The following is an 18836-nucleotide window of genomic DNA, read 5'->3' as shown; positions in this document are numbered from 1 at the left end:
ACGGCCATCGCGGCCGGTAGGGTGTGTTCAGCATTGAAGGAGATGCACTTTTCGGCAATGCAAAAAAATTCAGTCGATGATGAATTAAACTTATGTTTTGATCGGCTTAACATTTTCAGCTCCGGCGACGTGACAGGCTGTGACGAAATCACGGCAAGTGGAGGTACGGCGGTTGGAGATACAAAAGGCGGCGATCCCCTCAATCAAGGCGCTGCAGGTGTTTGAGCAGGTGGCGCATTTCGGCAATGTGGCGCGCGCGGCGGAAGAGCTGAATATCACGCCCTCGGCGGCCAGCCACCAGTTGGCCAAGCTGGAGAAACTGGTGGGCAACTCGCTGTTTAACCGCTCGGCCAAAGGGGTGAGCCTGACGCTGGCGGGGGAAACCTACCTGCGTGAAATCAGTCAGCTGCTGCTGAACCTGGCCCAGGCCACGGCGCAGATCCGCGACCAGAAAGAGAACAATGCCTTGCGCATCCATTGCGCCCCCAGCTTCGGCCTGCTGTGGTTGCTGCCGCGGCTGAAGCAGCTGCATGAGGCCTGTCCGGAGCTTAACGTGACACTGTCATGTTCTTATGAAAACCTGTCGTTCAGCCGCGATAACATCGACGTGGCGATCCGCCACGGCTTCCCGGACTGGTCGCCGTTTGATATCAAAACGATACGTGATGAATGCATTACCGCCATGGCATCGCCGGACTATCTGCAGCGTCATCCGGCGCCTTCGCCGGCAGCGCTGGCGGAGCACCAGCTGATTCTGTCGGAAACGCCGCTGATCCAGTGGCCGCAGTGGTTCGCCGCCCACCATCTGCCCCAGCCGGAACGCCCCTGGGTGTTCAGCTTTGACCGTTCCTACATGAGCCTGCAGGCCGCGCGACTGGGACACGGCGTGGTGCTGGAGAGCGAACTGCTGGCGCGGGACTACCTGCGCGACGGCTCGCTGGTGCGGCTGTTTCCGGCGGCGCTGAGCCTGCCGGTCAGCGCCCATCATCTGGTTTATCCGCGCGGTTTCGGCCAGTTGGCGCGGGTGAAGCGCTTTTTGCACTGGATGCAGCAGGCGCTGGACAGCGACAGGATGTACTGACGGCCCGGACGCGCTATCATCGCGCCTGGTTGTCAGACACAGACATTGGAGATCGCCTATCAATCTTGAACACGCGGATCGGCTGTCGCGCGATAAAACGGATTACCGCAAACGCCTGGCGCTGATCGAACAGCTGCGCCAGCGGCCGATCGACGGCGGCCAGGCGATTTTGCTGCGCATGCTGCGGCAAGATTTTGTTCTGAGCGTGCGGCAGGCCGCCTGGCAGGCGCTGGATGAGCAGGGCGTTGCCTGCAAGCGACCCAAAGCACCGCAGCCAGAGACGTTACTGCCGCCAAACCGGCGGCGCAGAAACGTCCTGGAATTCCTCTATGACCTACTGTGGCCGTGGGTATGAGGCGCAGACCACTGCTAATATGCGTCATGTTGATGCAAATGTGCATGTTGCTGCCGAGACCGGCGCCATCTGGCAGATAAGTCCGAGTTAACCGGCAACGCCAGTGGAATCCCCAGCCTTTCGTTTCCGTTTCAGTGATTTATGTCAAAAAAAATGCAAGTCACTTTTTTGGCATAAGGATATAACGCCTACGATGAAAAATGGCGCATTGTAAAAGACCAAAAGTCTGTTAAATATATTCACCAGCTTTTTAACGAAACGGTCACTTAAAAAGACATTATTATTCCCCATCAGATATTGTCGCGCTAAAAACGATCAATAAAACATGTGAACAGCAGCATGAAAAATAACCGTAAGATGATCCTTTCGGTCGTGCCGCTGCGATATAAATATAGGGTGTTTTTCCCCTGTGTTTTTTATTTCTCTATTTAAATAACGGAATGGGTTTATGGAGTTGGAGCGTGATACGGTAAGCCAGGGACAGGGCGTCAATATTGTTTTTATGGCAGTAGCCTTAATATTGGGAATGGCGGGCGCGTTACAAATGCCGGTTGTCAGCCTGTTTCTGACGCGGGAAATCGGCGCCAGTCCGTTTATGGTGGGGATGTTTTATACCGTTAACGCGTTGGCCGGCGTAGGCGTCAGCCAACTGATGGCGCGAAAGTCGGATGCGGGCGGTAATCGCCGCCGTCTGATCCTGCTGTGTTGTTCGGTTGCCATAGCCAATGCCTTGCTGTTCGCGTTTAGCCGGGATTATCGCATTCTGGTGTCGGCAGGCGTAATACTGTCGGCGCTGGCGACAACGGCGATGCCGCAACTGTTTGCTCTGGCGCGTCAGTATTCGGTCGGCGCCGATTTTGACGTTATCAAATTCACCACCCGGATGCGTGCCCAGATTTCGATCTCCTGGGTGATCGCGCCGCCCGTTGCTTTCTTTATCATCGCGCATTTCGGTTTTACCGCCTTGTATCTGCTGGTGGCTCTGCTGTTTGTATTGGGCGGACTTTTCGTCCTGTCCTCGCTGCCTGCGGGGGACGTGCCGCCACGTTCAGCGACGCCGGCGACGTCCGCTACCCCGACGGCCACGGGTCGGTTGCAAGAAGCCTGGCTGCTGTTTGCCGCTTTGGCGCTGCTGTGGGGCGGCGATACGATGTACCTGATCGATATGCCGATATATATCAGCAGCCTGCCGGGTATGGGCAGTAGTTTCGCCGGCTGGCTGTTGGGAGGCGCGGCAGGGCTGGAAATTCTGATCATGCTGTTCTGCTCGCCGGTGATCAAGCGCGTTGGCACGCGTCCTATGATGCTGCTGGCCGCCGGTTGTTCCGCGCTGTTTTACCTGGGCATGACGCAGGCGGTTTCTCCGTGGGCGCTGGCGGCGATTCAGGTGCTGAATGCTGTTTTTATCGGTATTGTCGGCGCACTGGGTATGCTCTATCTGCAAGAATTGATGCCGGAGAGCCCGGGAACGGCCAGTACGCTGTACAGCAACAGTATTGCCACCGGGGCGATTTTTGCCGGTTTGCTTCAGGGCGCCATCAGTCAGCATTGGAATCATCAGGCAGTTTATTATGCGGCGCTGTCACTGTCGCTGCTGGCATTATTGTTGTTGTTAAAGGTTAAAGACGCTTAGACGATATTCGCAAGAACAAAATAGTAAAATATCAGGAATAATATAACGGCCGTTATTTTGGCAGGGGATGCCTGTTTTTACTTTCTGATAAATAATTAATGCACCGCTGGCGATAGCCCGCCAGATAATGGCGCGAGAATATTCGTGTCGTTTATTTTGGGTGTTTATTTTCCCGGTTTTATTCTTACGTAAGACAGGAGTGGTTGGTGAAAAATACGATTGTTATTATTGATGCGCTATCAACGGGAAATGAACTGGCGGCGGCATTTATGTCGCGCGGCTGCGACGTGGTGCATATCTGGCAAGATTTTTCGCGCCAAACGCGTACTCAGGGATTTGTCGAAACCATTAATTATGCCGGATCGCTGGATGACCTTATCCAGCAGCTGAGACCGTATGATATTCGCTATGTGATTGCCGGTGCGGACAGCGGCATTGCATTGGCGGATATGCTGGCGTCAGCCATGGGGATACCGGCGGCGAATGACCCAGAAACTACCGACTGGCGACGGAATAAGTATATTTCGCAGCAAAAGCTGGCGGAAAAAGGTATTCGCTCAATCAGGCAGTGCAAGGCCTCTTCAGCCGCGGAACTGGTGTCCTGGGCCGAGCTGAACGGTTATCCCGTGATTGTAAAACCGCTGAACAGCGGCGCCAGCGACGGCGTAACGCTGTGTGAGAGCGGGGAGGACGTGCAGCGTGCGGCAGAACAACTGCTGGGCAAAGAGAATCTGCTGGGTTATGTGAATGATGAATTGTTGATCCAGGAACTGATTGACGGCACCCAGTATTTCGTCAACACGCTGAGCTGGCACGGACAGCATTATGTGACGGACATCTGGGAGCAGGTGCGCAGTCGGGTGAGCGGCGGCGCTTACAATTTTGAAGGGATGCACCTGATCGATGCGCAGGAAACGTACGCCAGAGCGCTGGCGACCTATACCCTTGAGGTATTATCCGCCTTGGGCGTCGATTATGGCGCGGCGCACAATGAGGTGATCCTGACGGCGGAAGGGCCGGTGCTGATTGAAACCAATGCCCGCCTGATGGGCGCCTCCATCAATGACGTGACATTCAGCGCCTGCCTCGGTTACACCCAGGTCAGCCTGTGTGCGGCCATGTATCTGGCGCCGCAGGATTTCATCGACCGCTACGTGGGCACGCATTACCGCATGCATGCCTATGTGTCTGAAATATCCTTTTTGTTCAAGCGCGACGGCGTGCTGGAGGCGATGCCGGGGAAACGCGCGATAGAGCGGCTTCCTTCCTTTTCCAATTTCTTTGCGTTGCCGCGTCCGGGACAGCGCGTCACCCGCACGGCGGACACCAAGGGATTGCCCGGATTCGCTTATTTACTGCATCAGGATCAATCCCAGTTAACGCGTGATTTTAATCAAATCCTGGCATGGCAGCAGCGGGATGATATTTATCGCATCGTCGATGAATAAATAACATGCGGCACGCCGGCGACGAGCGTGTGACAGGCAACGCGTCTGGCCGGCCTTATTGCGGCCCGTCATCACTATCTACATGAATCAACGGATGTTTGTATGCCAACTCAGGAGAGTGTTTTATCCATCGTGGGCGCGCTTAACCAGCGCTATCCTCATGCCTGTTCACTGTCATTAGGGCGTCCCAACCCTGATATTTACGCCAGACTGGATCTTGAACGTTATGCGCGGATCTATCAGGCGTTCTTACGGACAGAAAAGCACTATGACAACGCGAAAATCAGAGAGAATCTTTACACTTACGGACCTAGCCAGGGGATGATTACTGCTCATCTCGCCAAATGGTTGGCGAATGATGAGGGGATCCACGCTGGCGAGAAGGAGATTCTGGTGACCAATGGTTGCCAGGAAGCCTACAACCTGGTGCTACTGCACGAATTACGCCAGCCCGAGGATTGCGTGCTGATTATTGAGCCCAGCTACTTCGGATTTACCGATTGCGTCGCGGTCCTGGGGAAGTCATCCGTTAAAATCGCTATCGACGATCTTGCCGATCCTGCCGGCGGCGTTGATTTTACGCTGCTGCCGGCGGTTATCGAGCAGTATCGCCGGCAGGGTAAGCAGATAAAACTTATCTATATCAATCCTGATTTTAATAATCCGATGACCTACCAACTGAGCGAGGCGGAGAAAAGCATGCTGCTCGCGGTCTGCACTCAGCAGGGGGTGAAGATTATTGAGGATGGCACCTATTCGGCGTTCTATTACGATGGCATACAGCCCCGCGCAATAAAAACCCGGGATAACGCAGGCCAGGTCTATTATATCGGCTCGTTTTCCAAAACGTTATGTCCGTCGCTGCGTCTGGGCTATCTGGTAATAAGCCGGCACGGCGACGCAACCTTTAACCATTTGCTGCATATTAAAGATCACACCAGCCTGAGCAGCAGTGCGCTGAATCAGCAAATTGTCGCCGGTTTTTTAATCGAGCATCAATACTCACTGGAAAACTGGATCCGTCCGATCCGCGATGAATACCGTGCCCGGCGTGACGCGATGCTGCAGGTGCTCGAGCAGGAATTGGACGCCGGTCTGCTGCAGTGGCACGCGCCTGCCGGCGGCTTTTTCGTGTATATCCGCTTGCCGCAGGAGATCAACACCGCGCACCTGCTCGACTGTGCGGAGGGGTATCAGGTGACATTTCTGCCGGTCAGTTATGCGGTGCGGGACGGCCGGCGGCGCGCTCACGGTATCCGGCTCGCCTTCAGTTATTACCCGCCGGCCGCGATTGCGGCGGGAACCCGCAAGTTTTGTCAGTTTCTCAATGAAAAACTCTTGCCGCAACAGATCTGAACGTTAAACAGCTTCATTCACAGAGTGATATTTCATTTTCCCGCTAATCGAATGGAATTCGATCGGGTATTTATAGATGACGGTGGGTATTTGCAGATGAAAGAGAGAACGAATAACGGAATGAACGCCTATATTCTGGCCTGTGCGCATGATGTACCGGAAACCGCCTATTCACAGAGCGAGGTCTGTGACAACCTTAATATTACGGATAGCCGCATTCGCTCCATATTTATTAACAGCGGAATCAGCAAAAGATATTTGTCGATAGACAATATGGCGGGAAGCGCCGCCGAGGGTGAAACGCATGCGCAAATGCTGGCGCGTCATGAAAAAAATGCGCTCAAACTGGGGGGGAATGCAATCCGCAAGTGTCTGGATAAAATCGGCATGCGGATTGAAGATATTGACTGTATTTGCTGCGTGACGTCGACGGGTTTTTTAGTGCCGGCATTAAGCGCCCGTTTTTGTGAATCGCTGGGGGTGTCGGACTTTTGCAACCGGATTGATATTGTCGGCATGGGCTGTTCCGCCGGGCTGAACGGCCTGGACGCGGTAAAAAACTGGTCGCTTGCCAATCCGGGCAAGCTGGCGGTGGTGGTCTGCACGGAAATCTGTTCTGCGGCCTACATTGAGGACGGCACGCTCCCTACCGCGGTGGTTAACAGCCTGTTTGGCGACGGCGCCAGCGCTGCGGCGGTCGTCAGCTCGTCGGAAGACGATGCGCCACCCGCCGGCGCGATCAAACTGCGGGCGAAGCTCAGCCTGACCGAACCTTCGGCCATCGGCATGATGAAGTTTGATTGGAATGATGAGCAGCATAAAAACCGCTTTTACCTCTCAAAAGACGTGCCGTATGTGGTGGGATCGAAAGTTGAAAAAGTGGTGCATAAACTGCTGGGCGAACATCAGCTCAACGTCAGCGATATTGATCACTGGGTCGTGCATTCCGGCGGCAAAAAAGTGCTCGATTCAATTTGTATCAATTTGGGATTAACGAAAAGCGATCTGCGCCACACGCGCAGCGTATTAAATGATTTCGGCAATCTTTCCAGCGGTTCATTCCTGTTTTCTTTAGAACGTCTGCAAAATGAAAAAATAACGTCAGCCGGAGATATCGGGGTCTTTATGACGATGGGCCCCGGCGCGGCGATTGAAACTGCCCTGGTGCAATGGGAAAAATAATTTAACGTAATTGAGGTCATTTATGGAACGTCTAACAATCAATTTTACCGGCTCAGCGGCAATTACCAGCGACATGATTGAACAACTTAATCAACTTTGCGCTCAGGTTGAAAATACTCCGGCGATCGATCAGGTGCTGTTCGCTTTTGCGGGCGGCGCTGCGCCGGCGCAGGGAACAGAGAGTATGGATGTCGGTCTGTTGCACAAGTGGGAAAAGGCGCTGCGCCGGGTGGAAAACCTGAATGCGCTGCTGATCGCCACCACCGACGGCGAATGCGGGCTGGTGGCCTTATCCATTATCGCCATTGCCGATCTGCGTCTGGGCACGCCTGACAGCACCTTTGCCCTGCGCGGGAAAGATATCACGCTGCCGGGGATGCTGATTCATCGCTTAACCAATCAGCTGGCGGCCAACTGGGTGCGTTTGCTGCTGGTGCTGGGGAATACGCTGTGCGCCGAGGAGGCGTTGGCGAGCGGCCTGCTGGACCGCACCAGCACGCAGCCCGCTGCGCTGGCGGAGGATCTGGCGATGGGCATGAACCCGCACGCCTTTACCGATATCCGCGTACGCCGCAAGCTGATGCTGGAGGCCTGTCATACCTCGTACGAGGACACGATCGGCCTGTCGCTGTCCGCCAGCGACCGTACGTTGCGTCAGGGGTAAGCGCCGGATGATGAGTGAACATACCGATGAGTTCTCCCATGCGCTGCGGCAGCAGGCCGCGGCGTTAAAGACCGCGCTGCAGGCGCATTACGGCAATAGCGCCCTCAGAGACGATATGATCATTGCCGAATGCGCTGCCGACCCGGACGTTACGCAGTTTTTCTCGCGCTACGGGCTGGCGTTGTACCGGTTATGGACGGGGCACTATTGCCGCTCTCAGCGTATTGAGGCGCTTTATCAGTCTGCTGCGGAACTGCTGTTTGGCGAGATCGCGCAAGGCACGCCGCAGCAGGCGGCTGCCGACTACTGTTTTTCGCTTTTCCTGGCGCAGGTGCTGCAGGACGAGGACGCCGGTACGCATCTGCTAAACGCCATGCTGCAACCGAAAGACGCGTCGCTGCCGTTGGTCGAGGCCTTTAACCGCAGCGGTTACGTCAGACTGACGGCGCTGGAGATCCGTCAGGAAGGCGAGGCGGCGGTGGTCACTTTCCTTGATGGTGATACGCTGCATGCCGAAGACGGCGACTTTGTCCGCGATTTGGAAACGGCGGCGGATATTGTCCATTTATCGGACAAGGTTAAAGCCGGTGTACTGCGCGGCGGCGTGGTCAGCCATCCGAAATATGCCGGCCGCCGGGTGTTCTGCTCGGGCATCAATCTGAAAAAACTGCACGATGCCGGCATCTCTTATCCGGAATTTTTGATTGGCAGAGAGATGGGGTGCATTAACAAGCTGATCCACGGCGTCGTTTGCCCGTCAGAGGGGGCGGCGGTCAGCATCACGAAACCCTGGATCGCCCTGGTGGAGACCTTCGCCATCGGCGGCGGTATGCAGATGGTGCTGGCCTGCGATTATGTGATCGGCGAGCAGGGGTGCTATGTCTCGTTGCCGGCAGCCAAAGAGGGCATTATTCCCGGCGTTTCCAATCTGCGGCTCACCAGCGCGACCAGCGAGCGCTTTGCCAAGCAGGTGATTTTGCATGGGCGTAAAGTCAGGGCTGACGATGCTGATGCCGGATTTATCTTCGATCGGGTCGTGGCTGCAGAGGCGCTGGAACGAACCCTGCAGGAAGCGATTACGCTGATGGCGGCGCCGGCCGTACCGGTGAATAAACGCATGCTGGTGCTTGCCAAAGAGCCATTGGCGGCGTTCCGCGACTATATGCAGGCATTCTGTCGCGAACAGGTCATCAGAATGTATGCCGTCGATGTAAAAGAAAAGACCGGTAAATTCGCCAAAAAAATCCCTGAGGTGCCGGTGGTGTAATGACAGGCGCGCTGACCGGCGCGCCTGATGAAACAGGATGAGGCAATATGGCAGAACGAGACAATCTACCGCCGGCGGTGTTATACGAGAAAAGGGGGCATGTCGCCTATATCACCCTGAACCGCCCGGCAGTGCTTAACGCGATGAATCTTGACATGCACCGGCAGTTGCTGACGGTATGGGAAGATTTTAACCATGACGACGAACTGTGGGTGGCGGTGCTGGCCGGCGCGGGCGGCAAGTCCTTCTCCGTCGGTCAGGATTTGAAGGAACTGAAAACGCGCTACGCCGACGGCGAACCTTTTTCCAGCCTGGGCAGCGCCGGACGTCCAGGCTGGCCGCGACTGACCGAACGCACTGATATTTACAAGCCGATTATTGCGGTGGTGGAGGGGTACGCCTTTGGCGGCGGTTTTGAACTGGCGCTGGCCTGCGATTTGATTGTCGCCAGTGAAGCGTCAGTTTTCGCTCTGCCTGAAGCCAAGCTTGGTTTGATTCAGGGGGCGGGGGGAATTTTCCGCTTGACCCGGCAGATGCCGATGAAACTGGCCATGGAGATGCTGCTGACGGGCAAACAGATCTCGGCGCGTCAGGCGCAGGCGTTCGGCATTGTCAATCAGGTGGTCGACGGGGCGAAACTGGCGGATACGGTTGAACAACTGGTGAATGATATTCTGCGCTGCTCGCCGGCGGCGACGCGCGCGATTAAAAATATTGCCTACGACAGCGCCGATAAAAGCCTGCCGGAGGCTTTTCAGGCGCAGTATGCCGCAGAACAGCGGCGCTTGCACAGCCAGGACCTGCTTGAGGGGGTGGACGCTTTTCTGGAAAAAAGGCCGCCGGTTTGGTCGGGCACGTGAATATCGTCAGGCTATCTGCCGGCCCGGCGCGGCAACGACGGGGTTAACGCGCCGCTTTGCCGCGCCGGTAATCGTCGGCATCAATACCATAGCGCTTGAGCTTGTTATACAACGCGCCGCGCGACAGGTTCAGCGCCAGCGCCACCTGGCGCAGGTTGCCGGCCTTTTCCGTCAGACACAGGATAATCAGATTTCTTTCACTTTCCTGCAGGCTGTGGCTGCCGCTTATCGCGTGGCCGCACGCCGCGCCGGCGGTTTGCAGAACATCCGGCAGATCCTGCTCGTCAATCACCCGGCTGTCCGTCAGGTTGAGGGTGCGCTCGACGATGTTCTCCAGTTCACGCACGTTGCCCGGCCAGCCGTAGGCCTCCAGCCGGCGCAGGGCGGCGGCGGTAAAGCGCGCCTTCTCTCGCCCCAGCGTCCGGCAGATCTGCTCGCAGAATCCGTCCGCAAGTTCGCTGATGTCTTCTTTACGCTGACGCAGCGGCGGGATCTGCAGGTCGATGACATTCAGGCGGAACCAAAGGTCACGGCGGAAAGCGCCGCCGGCGACCTCTTTTTCCAGATCGCGGTGGCTGGCGGCAATGATGCGTACGTTGACCTTCAGCGGGCGGTTACCGCCGATGCGCGTCACCTCGTTCTCTTGCAGCACGCGCAGCAGGCTGGCCTGTGCATCCAGCGGCATATCGCCGATCTCATCCAGAAACAGCGTGCCGCCGTCGGCCAGTTCAAATTTGCCCGCCGCGCCGCCACGGCGTGAGCCGGTGAACGCGCCGTCTTCATAGCCGAACAGCTCGCTCTGCACCAGATCGCGCGGGATTGCGCCGCAGTTGACCGCCAGAAAAGGGCCGTTACGCCGCGCGCTGCTGTTGTGGATTGACTGGGCAAACAGCTCTTTCCCCGTGCCGCTTTCGCCGCCCAGCAGCACGGTGCTGTCGCTGCGGCTGGCGGTGCGCGCCCGGTTGCGTACTGCCTGCATGGCGGCCGACTGGCCGAGGATCATGTCGAAGTGGTAGCTGGCGCTGCTGCCGATTACCTTGTGGGTGATATCGCGGATGCGGCGGTTTTCCCGCAGTGAAATGACTTTACCGCCGTCCGGCGTACAGACGACGGAAATCAGGCAGGTGATGCGGCTGCCGCCGTCCGGGCAGAAAGTAATGCTGCGGTCTTTACAGGCGTTCAGCGTCTTCAGCGAGCAGGCTTCCGGCTGCAGAACGTTATCGATATCCTGATTGTCCGCGCGCGGAGAGATGCCCAGCACCTGGCGGGCGTAGCTGTTGAGCTGGCGGATATTGCCCCGTTGCCCCAGGACGATCACCCCTTCGTTGATGGATTCCAGCACCGATTGCTGCTCCTCGAGCAGCTGACGCAGCATCAGCTGCTGGGAAATCGCCTCTGCCGCCGCCTGCACGGTGCCCAGCGTATGGTAGTGGAAGTTGCCGGAGTTGGCGGTCAGCGTCAGCACGCCGATCGTCACGCCGTTTTCGTCCCTGACCGGCGCGGCGGCGCAGTGTTTATCACGTTGACGCAGGGCGCGCTTGTAATTCTCGCCGTTCAGCAGATACACCAGGCGGTTTTCGCTCAGGCAGCGACCGGTGCAGTTGGTGCCGGAAACGTCCTCGCTGAGCATACTGCCCACCGGCGTCAGATCCTGGCCGCAAAAGTAGAGCGTAATGCCGCTGGCGTCGGTGAGATTAATATGTCCGTTGGGATTATAAGCCAGCAGGTTGCGCATCACGCCGCGCGCGATGGCGATCAGCGGGGCGTTGTGCGCCAGTATCGTCTGCAGCCGTTTCTCTTCGCAAAACCGGTATTGAAAATGATCGGGATCGATGCCGTTGCTGCGGCTGCGCGCCCAGGAGGCGTGCACGGCGGCGCGCACGCCGGACGGCGTCTCACCGCGCCAGAACACCCGCCAGGCTTGGTGCAATGCCTTGATATAACGGCTGAAAGCCTGCTCATTATTAAGCCTGGCAATCAACTCCCACTCCTCATCCCAGTACCGTTCCGGTGTGTAATCCATGGGTAGTGTCCGCAGATCATAAAGTGTTCAGTATAGAGACATGTGGCGTGAACATGTCTTGTTTGTGAACATAATGTGATCACGATCGTTTTTTATTTTTCCTTATAAAACAGTGCGTTAATTTTTGGCATGGCGGTTGCTAAGCAATATCGCTCTTACCGATAAGACCGATAAATCTAACAATAAAAACGTGGAGAGAAAGCGCCATGTCGCAACGCAAACACAACGTATCTTACATCCTGTTTATCTGCGCGATCGCCTCACTCAGCGGCGTGATCCTGGGCTATGACGCCTCGGTGATTTCGGGGGTGATCGACCCGCTGACCGAGCATCTGTCGCTGTCGCCGGCGGAGAGCGGCTGGGCGGTGTCCAATGTGATTCTGGGCTGCGTCATCGGCGCCTGGGGCGTCGGCTACCTGTCTGACCGCTGCGGGCGCAAAAGCACCCTGATCGTCACCGCCGTGCTGTTTATTATCTCCGCCGTCGGCTCGGCGCTGGCGCACGACCTGACCGACTTTGTTATCTACCGCATGATCGGCGGGCTGGCGGTTGGCATGGCCTCCGCCGTGACGCCGCTCTATATCGCCGAGGTCTCGCCCAAGGATCTGCGCGGGCGAATGCTGGGCATGCAGCAGATGCTGATGGTCGGCGGCCAGCTGACCGTCTATGTGGTGAATTTCCTGATCGCCAAGGGGATGCCTCATGAATGGCTGGTCGCCACCGGCTGGCGCTGGATGCTGGCGTCCGGTCTGGTGCCTTGCGCGCTGTTCCTGCTGCTGGCGTTCTTTATGCCGGAGTCGCCGCGCTGGTATGCCATGCGCGGCAAGCAGGACAAATCGTTGAAGGTGCTGGGTTCGCTGTCGAATCCGGAACACGGCCAGCGGCTGCACGGAGAGATTATGCGTTCGCTGGCGTCCGAGCAGGCGCAGGCAAGAAAAAAGCCGGGCATCCTGCAGGATAAAAAAGCCAGCTACATTCTCTGGATCGGCTGCGCGATTGCCGTGCTGCAGCAGGTTTCCGGCATCAATATTTTGCTCTATTTCGCGCCGTCGCTGTTGCAGAACGTGACCGGCAACACCCAGGACTCGCTGTTTCAGAGTATTTTCCTCGGCGCCGCGCTGCTGGCGGGCGTTGTTATTGCGCTGTTCGCCGTTGACCGCCTCGGCCGTCTTCCGTTGCTGCGCTGGGGCTCGTTAGGCTGCGCGCTGTTTCTGTTCTTCACCGCCTGGACGTTTATGCAGGAGATGAAAGGCTATCTGCCGATCGTCGGGCTGGTCGGCTTTGTGCTGGTGTTCGGCCTCTCCTGGAGTCTGGGCGCCTGGCTGCTGATCTCTGAAATTTTCCCCAACCGCATGCGCGCCGTGGCGATGGGCTTCGCATTTTGCTCCATGTGGGCGGCCAATTTTATCGTGACGCAAAGCTTTCCGATGATGAACCGCAGTCCTGCGCTGATGGCGCATTTCCACGGTGCATTTCCGCTGCTGTTGTGCGGCGGGTTCAGCCTGATCGCGTTTTGGTTTGTCGGGCGATTCCTGCCTGAAACCAAGGGCGTCTCCCTGGAGCATATCGAACCGCTGATGCTGTCGAAATCCCGGCGCTTTGGCGGTGAACAGGCGGAGATCTCCGCTACACAGCCGGTTTCCCACACTAAATAGTCAGTACCTTACCGATAAAAAAGGAGAACGTTATGGCAGTTGCAAAGATGGTGCGCGTTGGTTTGATTGGCGCAGGACGGATGGGGAGTTTCCACGGCCAGACGCTGGCGCAGCGTATTCCGGGGGCGACGCTGGCGGCGGTGGCCGATCCGGTGCCGGGGGCGGCGGAGAAGCTGGCGGCGACGTTGGGGGCGGCACGCGCCTATACCGATCCGCAGGCGCTGTTTGACGATGGCGATATCGACGCGGTGGTCATTGCTTCGCCGGCCCGTACCCACGCCGAACTGGTGACGGCGGCGGCCCGGGCCGGGAAAAGCATCTTCTGCGAGAAGCCGATGGCGGTGACGCTGGAGGAGGCGGATGCGGCGATCGCGGCGGCGCAGCAGGCGGGCGTGGTGCTGCAGGTCGGCTTTAACCGCCGCTTTGCCAGCGGTTTTGCCGCCGCCTATCAGGAGATTAAGGCGGGCCATCTCGGCGTGCCGCAGCTGATGCGCTCCGTTACGCGCGATCCGGGGCTGGGCGATCCGACGCCGATCCCGCACTGGACGATTTTCCTGGAAACCCTGATCCACGACTTCGACATTCTGCTGCACCTCAACCCCGGTGCGAAACCGGTTGAAGTGTACGCGATGGCCGATGCGCTGGTGCGACCGGACTTTAAAGCGCGCGGCCTGCTGGATACCGCGGTGGTCAACATTCGTTTCGACAACGGCGCCATCGCTACCGCCGAGGCCAACTTCCAGGCGGTGTACGGCTACGATGTGCGCGGCGAGGTGTTCGGCAGCCAGGGCATGCTGCAGGCGGGCAATATCAATATCAACAACTGCGTGCGCTACAACGCGCAGGGAATATCCATCGATACCGCCCGCCGGGATACGGATCTGCTGCGCGATGCCTATATCGCGGAGCTAGGCGATTTTGTGCGCTGCGTGGCGACGGGGGATACGCCGCAGGCGACGGGGCAGGATGCGCGCAACGCGCTGGAAATCGCGCTGGCCTGCATTGCTTCCGTGCAACAGTCCAAACCGATCGTACTGTAAGGGAGAACGCGCATGTCAGACTTTACGCTTTCCGTCTGCGCCGAAATGGTGTTTCTCGATTTGCCGTTTATTGAGCGGGTGCGGCGCATTCATCAGCTGGGATTCGGCGTTGAAATCTGGGACTGGACGCAGAAAGACATCGAGGCGCTGGTGCAGACCGGCGCACGCTTTACCTCGATGACCGGCTATATCAGCGGCAATCTGCATGACGAGGATGCCATTGGCCAACTGCTGGACAGCGCGCAGGAATCGCTGCAGGTGGCGCAGCGTCTGAATTGCCCGGTGCTGAACCTGCACGGCACCGGGCTGGATCACCGCGGACTGCCGGTCAGGCCGGTGGCGACGGCCAGCGGCGCGATGTGGCTGCAAGCCTATCAAACGCTGCAGTCGTTGGCCGTGCTGGGAGAGCGGGCGGGCCGCGTGTTTACGTTGGAGAACCTGAATACGGCGGTCGATCATCCCGGCACGCCGTTCGCCAGGGCGGAGGAGACGCTGGCGCTGGTCAGCGCGGTGGACAGCCCCTTTGTGAAGATGAATCTCGATCTCTACCACGCGCAGATTGGCGAAGGGAACCTGTGCGAGCTGATTCGCCGCAGCGCCGCGCATATTGGTGAAATACAGGTGGCCGACGTGCCGGGCCGTTGTGAACCCGGCAGCGGGGAGATCAACTATCCGGCGATCGCCCGCACGCTGCGGGAGATTAACTATCAGGGCGTGGTGGCGCTGGAAGGATGGGCGTCCGGCGATCCGGAGCCGGCGCTGCAGGCGTTCCGCGCGGCATTTGCATAACCGGTGTTGGTATTCGGCGCCGGCGCGGCCTTCACGCCGGCGCTCTTTAACCCCTCACGGTTAGCAGGGAATACATTGCCGGATTTCGGCAATCCAAAGGTAAATTAATTGTTTTTCAGTAGGTAAATCGCCCTTTAATAATAACGACATGTTAAATCACATGAGATAACAACATGTCCTGGCGAATCAGCATTCTGGATAAAAGCCCCGTCGCGGAAAACGAAACCGCCGCCGAGGCGCTGGCGCGTACTTTACACCTGGCGCAGCAGGCGGAGGCCGCCGGTTTTCACCGCTTCTGGCTGGCCGAACATCATAACTCCCCCCAACTGGCGAGTCCGTCGCCGGAACTGCTTATCGCCTGGATCCTCGGTCAGACACAGCGCATCCGCGTGGGGTCCGGCGGCGTGATGCTGCAGCATTACAGCCCGTATAAAGTGGCGGAAAATTTCAACCTGCTGGCGTCCCTTGCCCCGGGCCGCGTGGACCTTGGCGTGGGTAAAGCGCCCGGCGGTTTGCCGCTTTCCACGCGGGCGTTACAGCACGGGCTGAACCCACAGGATAAAGGCAGTTTTGCCGACCAACTGACGCAGCTGAACCGCTGGTTGTCGCCCGGGGCCGACGAACCGGTGCGCGCCACGCCGCTGCCGCCGCAGCCTGCGCAGGGCTTTTTGCTGGGGGCCAGCGTGGAAAGCGCATTACTGGCGGCGCGGCTGGACTGGCGCTTTGTCTTCGCCGCGCACCTGAACGGCGATACCGAATTGATGCGCACGGTGCTCGACGCCTGGCGGGCGCACAGCACCCGTGAAACTCTGGTTGCCGTTCAGGCGATTGTCGCGCCGACACAGGCCGAGGCGCAACGGCTGGCGCGTCACGTCGAGGTATGGGGCGTCGAGCTGGCGAACGGCCAGCGCGTCAGCGTGGCCAGTGAAGAGCAGGCCTATGCCTTTGCCCGTCAGGCGGGCAGTGAACCGTTGCGCATCGCCAGACGCGCCCAGTCGCTGCTGGCCGGTCAGGCGGATACGGTGCTGGCGCAGCTTGAGGCGCTGCATCAGCGCTGGGGCATTGATGAGTTCATTATTGACACGCCTATCGCCGACGGCGCGGCGCGCCTGCGCTCGCTACGGCTGCTGGCACAGGCCCGACAGGTGGCGGCATGACGTTAACCGGTCAGCGACAAGCGCTGCACTCACTTTAACCAAGGGGAAAACGATGTCCGTATTACGACAGCTGCGCCTGGGCACGATGCTGCATGGCGCATCCGGCAATATGTCCGCCTGGCGCCATCCGGCAGTGGCCGCCGACGCCAGCATCAATATTGATTTTGCCAAAGCCACGGCGCTGAAGGCGGAAGAGGGAAAATTCGATTTTCTGTTCGTCGCTGACGGGCTGTATATCAATGAAAAATCGGTCCCGCATTTTCTTAACCGTTTCGAGCCATTGACCGTGCTGTCGGCGCTGGCCGGCGTCACCCGGCACCTGGGGCTGGTCGGTACGCTTTCCACCTCCTACAGCGAGCCGTTTACCGCCGCGCGTCAGTTCGCCAGTCTGGATCACCTCAGCCACGGCCGCGCCGGTTGGAACGTGGTGACCTCGCCGCTGGAGGGATCGGCGAAAAACTTTTCCCGTAGTCAGCATCCGGAGCATGCGCTGCGCTATCGCATTGCCGACGAGTATCTTGAGGTGGTGAAAGGACTGTGGGACTCCTGGGAGGCGGACGCCTTTGTGCGTGACAAACAGAGCGGCCGCTTCTTTGATCCGCAAAAACTGCATACGCTGAACCATCACGGTGATTTCTTTCAGGTGGCGGGGCCGTTAAATATCGGCCGCACGCCGCAGGGCCGGCCGATTATTTTCCAGGCGGGCGCCTCCGACGACGGTAAAAAACTGGCGGCGCGCCATGCCGACGCCATTTTTACCCACCATGACACGTTGGCCGACGCGCAGGCGTTTTACCGCGACGTGAAACAGCAGTTGGAACAGCATGGCCGCCGCGCCGAGGAACTGCATATCTTCCAGGGCGTCAGCGTGATTGTCGGCCACGACGCGCAGGATGTGGAGCAGCAGTACCAGACCACGGCGGCGCTGGTTTCACTGCCGGATGCGCTGAATTATCTGGGCCGCTACTTTGAGCATCATGATTTCAGCCGGTATCCGCTGGATGAGCCTTTCCCGGAACTGGGCGAACTGGGGCAGAACAGCTTTCGCAGCACCACCGACGCAATCAAACATCGTGCCCGTGAACGCGGTCTGACGCTGCGTCAGGTGGCGCTGGAGGCTGCCTCGCCGCGACCACGTTTTGCCGGCACGCCGGAGCAGGTGGCCGACGGGCTGCAGCACTGGTTTGAAGAATACGGCGCCGACGGCTTTATTATTCAGGGCGGCACGCCGGATACCTTCCCGCGCTTTGTGGATCAGGTAGTGCCGATCCTGCAGGAACGCGGCCTGTTCCGCCGAGAATATCCCGGCAATACGCTGCGCGCCAGCCTGGGGCTGGCGGAGCCGCGCAATCAGTTCACCTCACGATAAAAAATACAGAGAAACGCTATGCAGAAACCCTTGTTTATTCTGGCGTTGGCGTTGGCGCTGGCCGTTACGCCGGCCGTCCGGGCTGAGAACGTCACCATCAACGGCGCGGGCGTGAGCCTTGATGCCAACAAAACGCCGATCCACACGGCGAAAAACGCCGCCGCCGTCGCGCAACTGCCGCCGGGCTATCGCTTTGCCGTGCCGGGAAAATTTACCGTCGCCATTGCCGGACTGAATTCGCCGCCGCTGACGCTGTTCGCCGATGACAATAAAACGCTGCTCGGCAGCGAGGCGGATATCGCGCGGCTGGTCGCCGACAGCCTGGGGCTGGAACTCAATATTGTGCCCACCTCGTGGGAGGATTGGCCGCTCGGCGTCACCTCCGGCAAATATGACGCGGCGATCAGCAATATCACCGTCACCAAAGCGCGCAAGGCGAAGTTTGATTTCGCCACTTACCGCAAGGATTCGCTGGGTTTTTATGTGAAAACCTCCAGCCCGATTGCATCGCTGCAAAAGGCGGCGGATATCGCCGGGCGACGCATTATTGTCGGCTCCGGCACCAATCAGGAAGCGATCCTGCTGGCGTGGAACGCGCAAAACCTGCAGGCCGGGCTGAAGCCGTTTACGCCGATCTATACCAAAGACGATGCGGCGCAGACGCTGGCGCTGCAGTCCGGCCGCGCCGACGCCTGGTTTGGCCCCAACGTCACCGGCGCGTGGAAGGCGGCGCTGAGCGGTAAAACCCGCCTGGCGGGCAGCGTGGACGGCGGCTGGCCGAAAGCGGCGCATATCGCCGTGACGTTGAAAAAGGGCAGCGGCCTGGCGCTGCCGGTCCAGACCGCGCTGAACGGCGCGATCAACAACGGCGACTACGCCCGGGTGCTCAATCGCTGGGGGGAAGGCGTGGAGCGTATTACCGCCTCGGAAGTCAATCCCGCCGGGCTGGGTGATTAA

14 protein-coding genes and 1 pseudogene are annotated in these 18836 nt (G+C 58.5%); 14 read left to right on the top strand and 1 reads right to left on the bottom strand.

The window, feature by feature from the left end:
• Positions 1-172: 172 nt before the first annotated feature.
• From TAN611_RS12220 to dpgD, 9 genes are all read left to right on the top strand, one after another.
• Positions 173-1081 carry a LysR substrate-binding domain-containing protein gene (locus tag TAN611_RS12220; protein ID WP_105231239.1) on the top strand — a complete coding sequence of 303 codons (909 nt, stop codon included), beginning with the start codon at positions 173-175 and terminating at the stop codon, positions 1079-1081.
• Between the two features lie 178 nt (positions 1082-1259).
• Entirely contained in the window at positions 1260-1436 is a 177-nt protein-coding gene (locus tag TAN611_RS12215; RefSeq protein WP_160030994.1) for a hypothetical protein, read from the top strand.
• Positions 1437-1884: 448 nt separating this feature from the next.
• On the top strand, positions 1885-3069 hold the full coding sequence (locus TAN611_RS12210) for a sugar efflux transporter (protein WP_203066508.1): 1185 nt from the start codon (positions 1885-1887) through the stop codon (positions 3067-3069).
• 206 nt (positions 3070-3275) lie between these two features.
• On the top strand, positions 3276-4517 hold the full coding sequence (locus TAN611_RS12205) for an ATP-grasp domain-containing protein (protein WP_187044644.1): 1242 nt from the start codon (positions 3276-3278) through the stop codon (positions 4515-4517).
• 321 nt (positions 4518-4838) lie between these two features.
• Positions 4839-5873: a PLP-dependent aminotransferase family protein gene (locus tag TAN611_RS12200; protein WP_238404466.1), complete on the top strand. Its 1035-nt coding sequence runs from the start codon at positions 4839-4841 to the stop codon at positions 5871-5873.
• 24 nt (positions 5874-5897) lie between these two features.
• Positions 5898-7055 (top strand): 3,5-dihydroxyphenylacetyl-CoA synthase DpgA, encoded by a 1158-nt coding sequence (dpgA, locus tag TAN611_RS12195; protein ID WP_238404465.1) that lies wholly within the window; start codon positions 5898-5900, stop codon positions 7053-7055.
• Positions 7056-7077: 22 nt separating this feature from the next.
• Positions 7078-7719 carry an enoyl-CoA-hydratase DpgB gene (dpgB, locus tag TAN611_RS12190; RefSeq protein WP_187044646.1) on the top strand — a complete coding sequence of 214 codons (642 nt, stop codon included), beginning with the start codon at positions 7078-7080 and terminating at the stop codon, positions 7717-7719.
• Between the two features lie 7 nt (positions 7720-7726).
• On the top strand, positions 7727-8986 hold the full coding sequence (locus TAN611_RS12185; RefSeq protein WP_187044647.1) for an enoyl-CoA hydratase/isomerase family protein: 1260 nt from the start codon (positions 7727-7729) through the stop codon (positions 8984-8986).
• Positions 8987-9033: 47 nt separating this feature from the next.
• Positions 9034-9846: an enoyl-CoA-hydratase DpgD gene (gene dpgD, locus TAN611_RS12180; RefSeq protein ID WP_105231233.1), complete on the top strand. Its 813-nt coding sequence runs from the start codon at positions 9034-9036 to the stop codon at positions 9844-9846.
• A gap of 43 nt (positions 9847-9889) precedes the next feature.
• Here dpgD and TAN611_RS12175 read toward each other — a convergent pair whose 3' ends face one another.
• Positions 9890-11869 carry a sigma 54-interacting transcriptional regulator gene (locus TAN611_RS12175; RefSeq protein WP_203066506.1) on the bottom strand — a complete coding sequence of 660 codons (1980 nt, stop codon included), beginning with the start codon at positions 11867-11869 and terminating at the stop codon, positions 9890-9892.
• Positions 11870-12075: 206 nt separating this feature from the next.
• Between TAN611_RS12175 and TAN611_RS12170 the strand changes: the two genes are divergently transcribed.
• From TAN611_RS12170 to TAN611_RS12150, 5 genes and pseudogenes are all read left to right on the top strand, one after another.
• Complete coding sequence (locus TAN611_RS12170) at positions 12076-13524, top strand: sugar porter family MFS transporter (protein WP_203066505.1); 1449 nt, start codon at positions 12076-12078, stop codon at positions 13522-13524.
• A 32-nt stretch (positions 13525-13556) separates the two neighbouring features.
• Positions 13557-14564 carry a Gfo/Idh/MocA family oxidoreductase gene (locus TAN611_RS12165; protein WP_105231230.1) on the top strand — a complete coding sequence of 336 codons (1008 nt, stop codon included), beginning with the start codon at positions 13557-13559 and terminating at the stop codon, positions 14562-14564.
• A gap of 12 nt (positions 14565-14576) precedes the next feature.
• Complete coding sequence (locus TAN611_RS12160) at positions 14577-15353, top strand: TIM barrel protein (RefSeq protein WP_160031004.1); 777 nt, start codon at positions 14577-14579, stop codon at positions 15351-15353.
• 173 nt (positions 15354-15526) lie between these two features.
• On the top strand, positions 15527-16510 hold the full coding sequence (locus TAN611_RS12155; protein WP_160031005.1) for an LLM class flavin-dependent oxidoreductase: 984 nt from the start codon (positions 15527-15529) through the stop codon (positions 16508-16510).
• A gap of 52 nt (positions 16511-16562) precedes the next feature.
• Positions 16563-18836: pseudogene (locus TAN611_RS12150) on the top strand (NtaA/DmoA family FMN-dependent monooxygenase).

Source organism: Serratia sp. Tan611, from assembly GCF_905188235.1.
Lineage (GTDB): Bacteria > Pseudomonadota > Gammaproteobacteria > Enterobacterales > Enterobacteriaceae > Serratia_B > Serratia_B rhizosphaerae.
The sequence above is the reverse complement of the archived record's forward strand: the minus strand, read 5'-3'. Positions and strand labels throughout refer to the sequence as shown.

Coding starts and splice junctions, on each gene's coding strand:
- dpgD (WP_105231233.1), top strand. CDS start 9,034: ATGGCAGAACGAGACAATCTACCGCCGGCGGTGTTATACGAGAAAAGG.
- TAN611_RS12170 (WP_203066505.1), top strand. CDS start 12,076: ATGTCGCAACGCAAACACAACGTATCTTACATCCTGTTTATCTGCGCG.
- TAN611_RS12165 (WP_105231230.1), top strand. CDS start 13,557: ATGGCAGTTGCAAAGATGGTGCGCGTTGGTTTGATTGGCGCAGGACGG.
- dpgB (WP_187044646.1), top strand. CDS start 7,078: ATGGAACGTCTAACAATCAATTTTACCGGCTCAGCGGCAATTACCAGC.
- TAN611_RS12210 (WP_203066508.1), top strand. CDS start 1,885: ATGGAGTTGGAGCGTGATACGGTAAGCCAGGGACAGGGCGTCAATATT.
- TAN611_RS12160 (WP_160031004.1), top strand. CDS start 14,577: ATGTCAGACTTTACGCTTTCCGTCTGCGCCGAAATGGTGTTTCTCGAT.
- TAN611_RS12185 (WP_187044647.1), top strand. CDS start 7,727: ATGATGAGTGAACATACCGATGAGTTCTCCCATGCGCTGCGGCAGCAG.
- TAN611_RS12200 (WP_238404466.1), top strand. CDS start 4,839: ATGATTACTGCTCATCTCGCCAAATGGTTGGCGAATGATGAGGGGATC.
- TAN611_RS12155 (WP_160031005.1), top strand. CDS start 15,527: ATGTCCTGGCGAATCAGCATTCTGGATAAAAGCCCCGTCGCGGAAAAC.
- TAN611_RS12215 (WP_160030994.1), top strand. CDS start 1,260: ATGCTGCGGCAAGATTTTGTTCTGAGCGTGCGGCAGGCCGCCTGGCAG.
- TAN611_RS12175 (WP_203066506.1), bottom strand. CDS start 11,869: ATGGATTACACACCGGAACGGTACTGGGATGAGGAGTGGGAGTTGATT.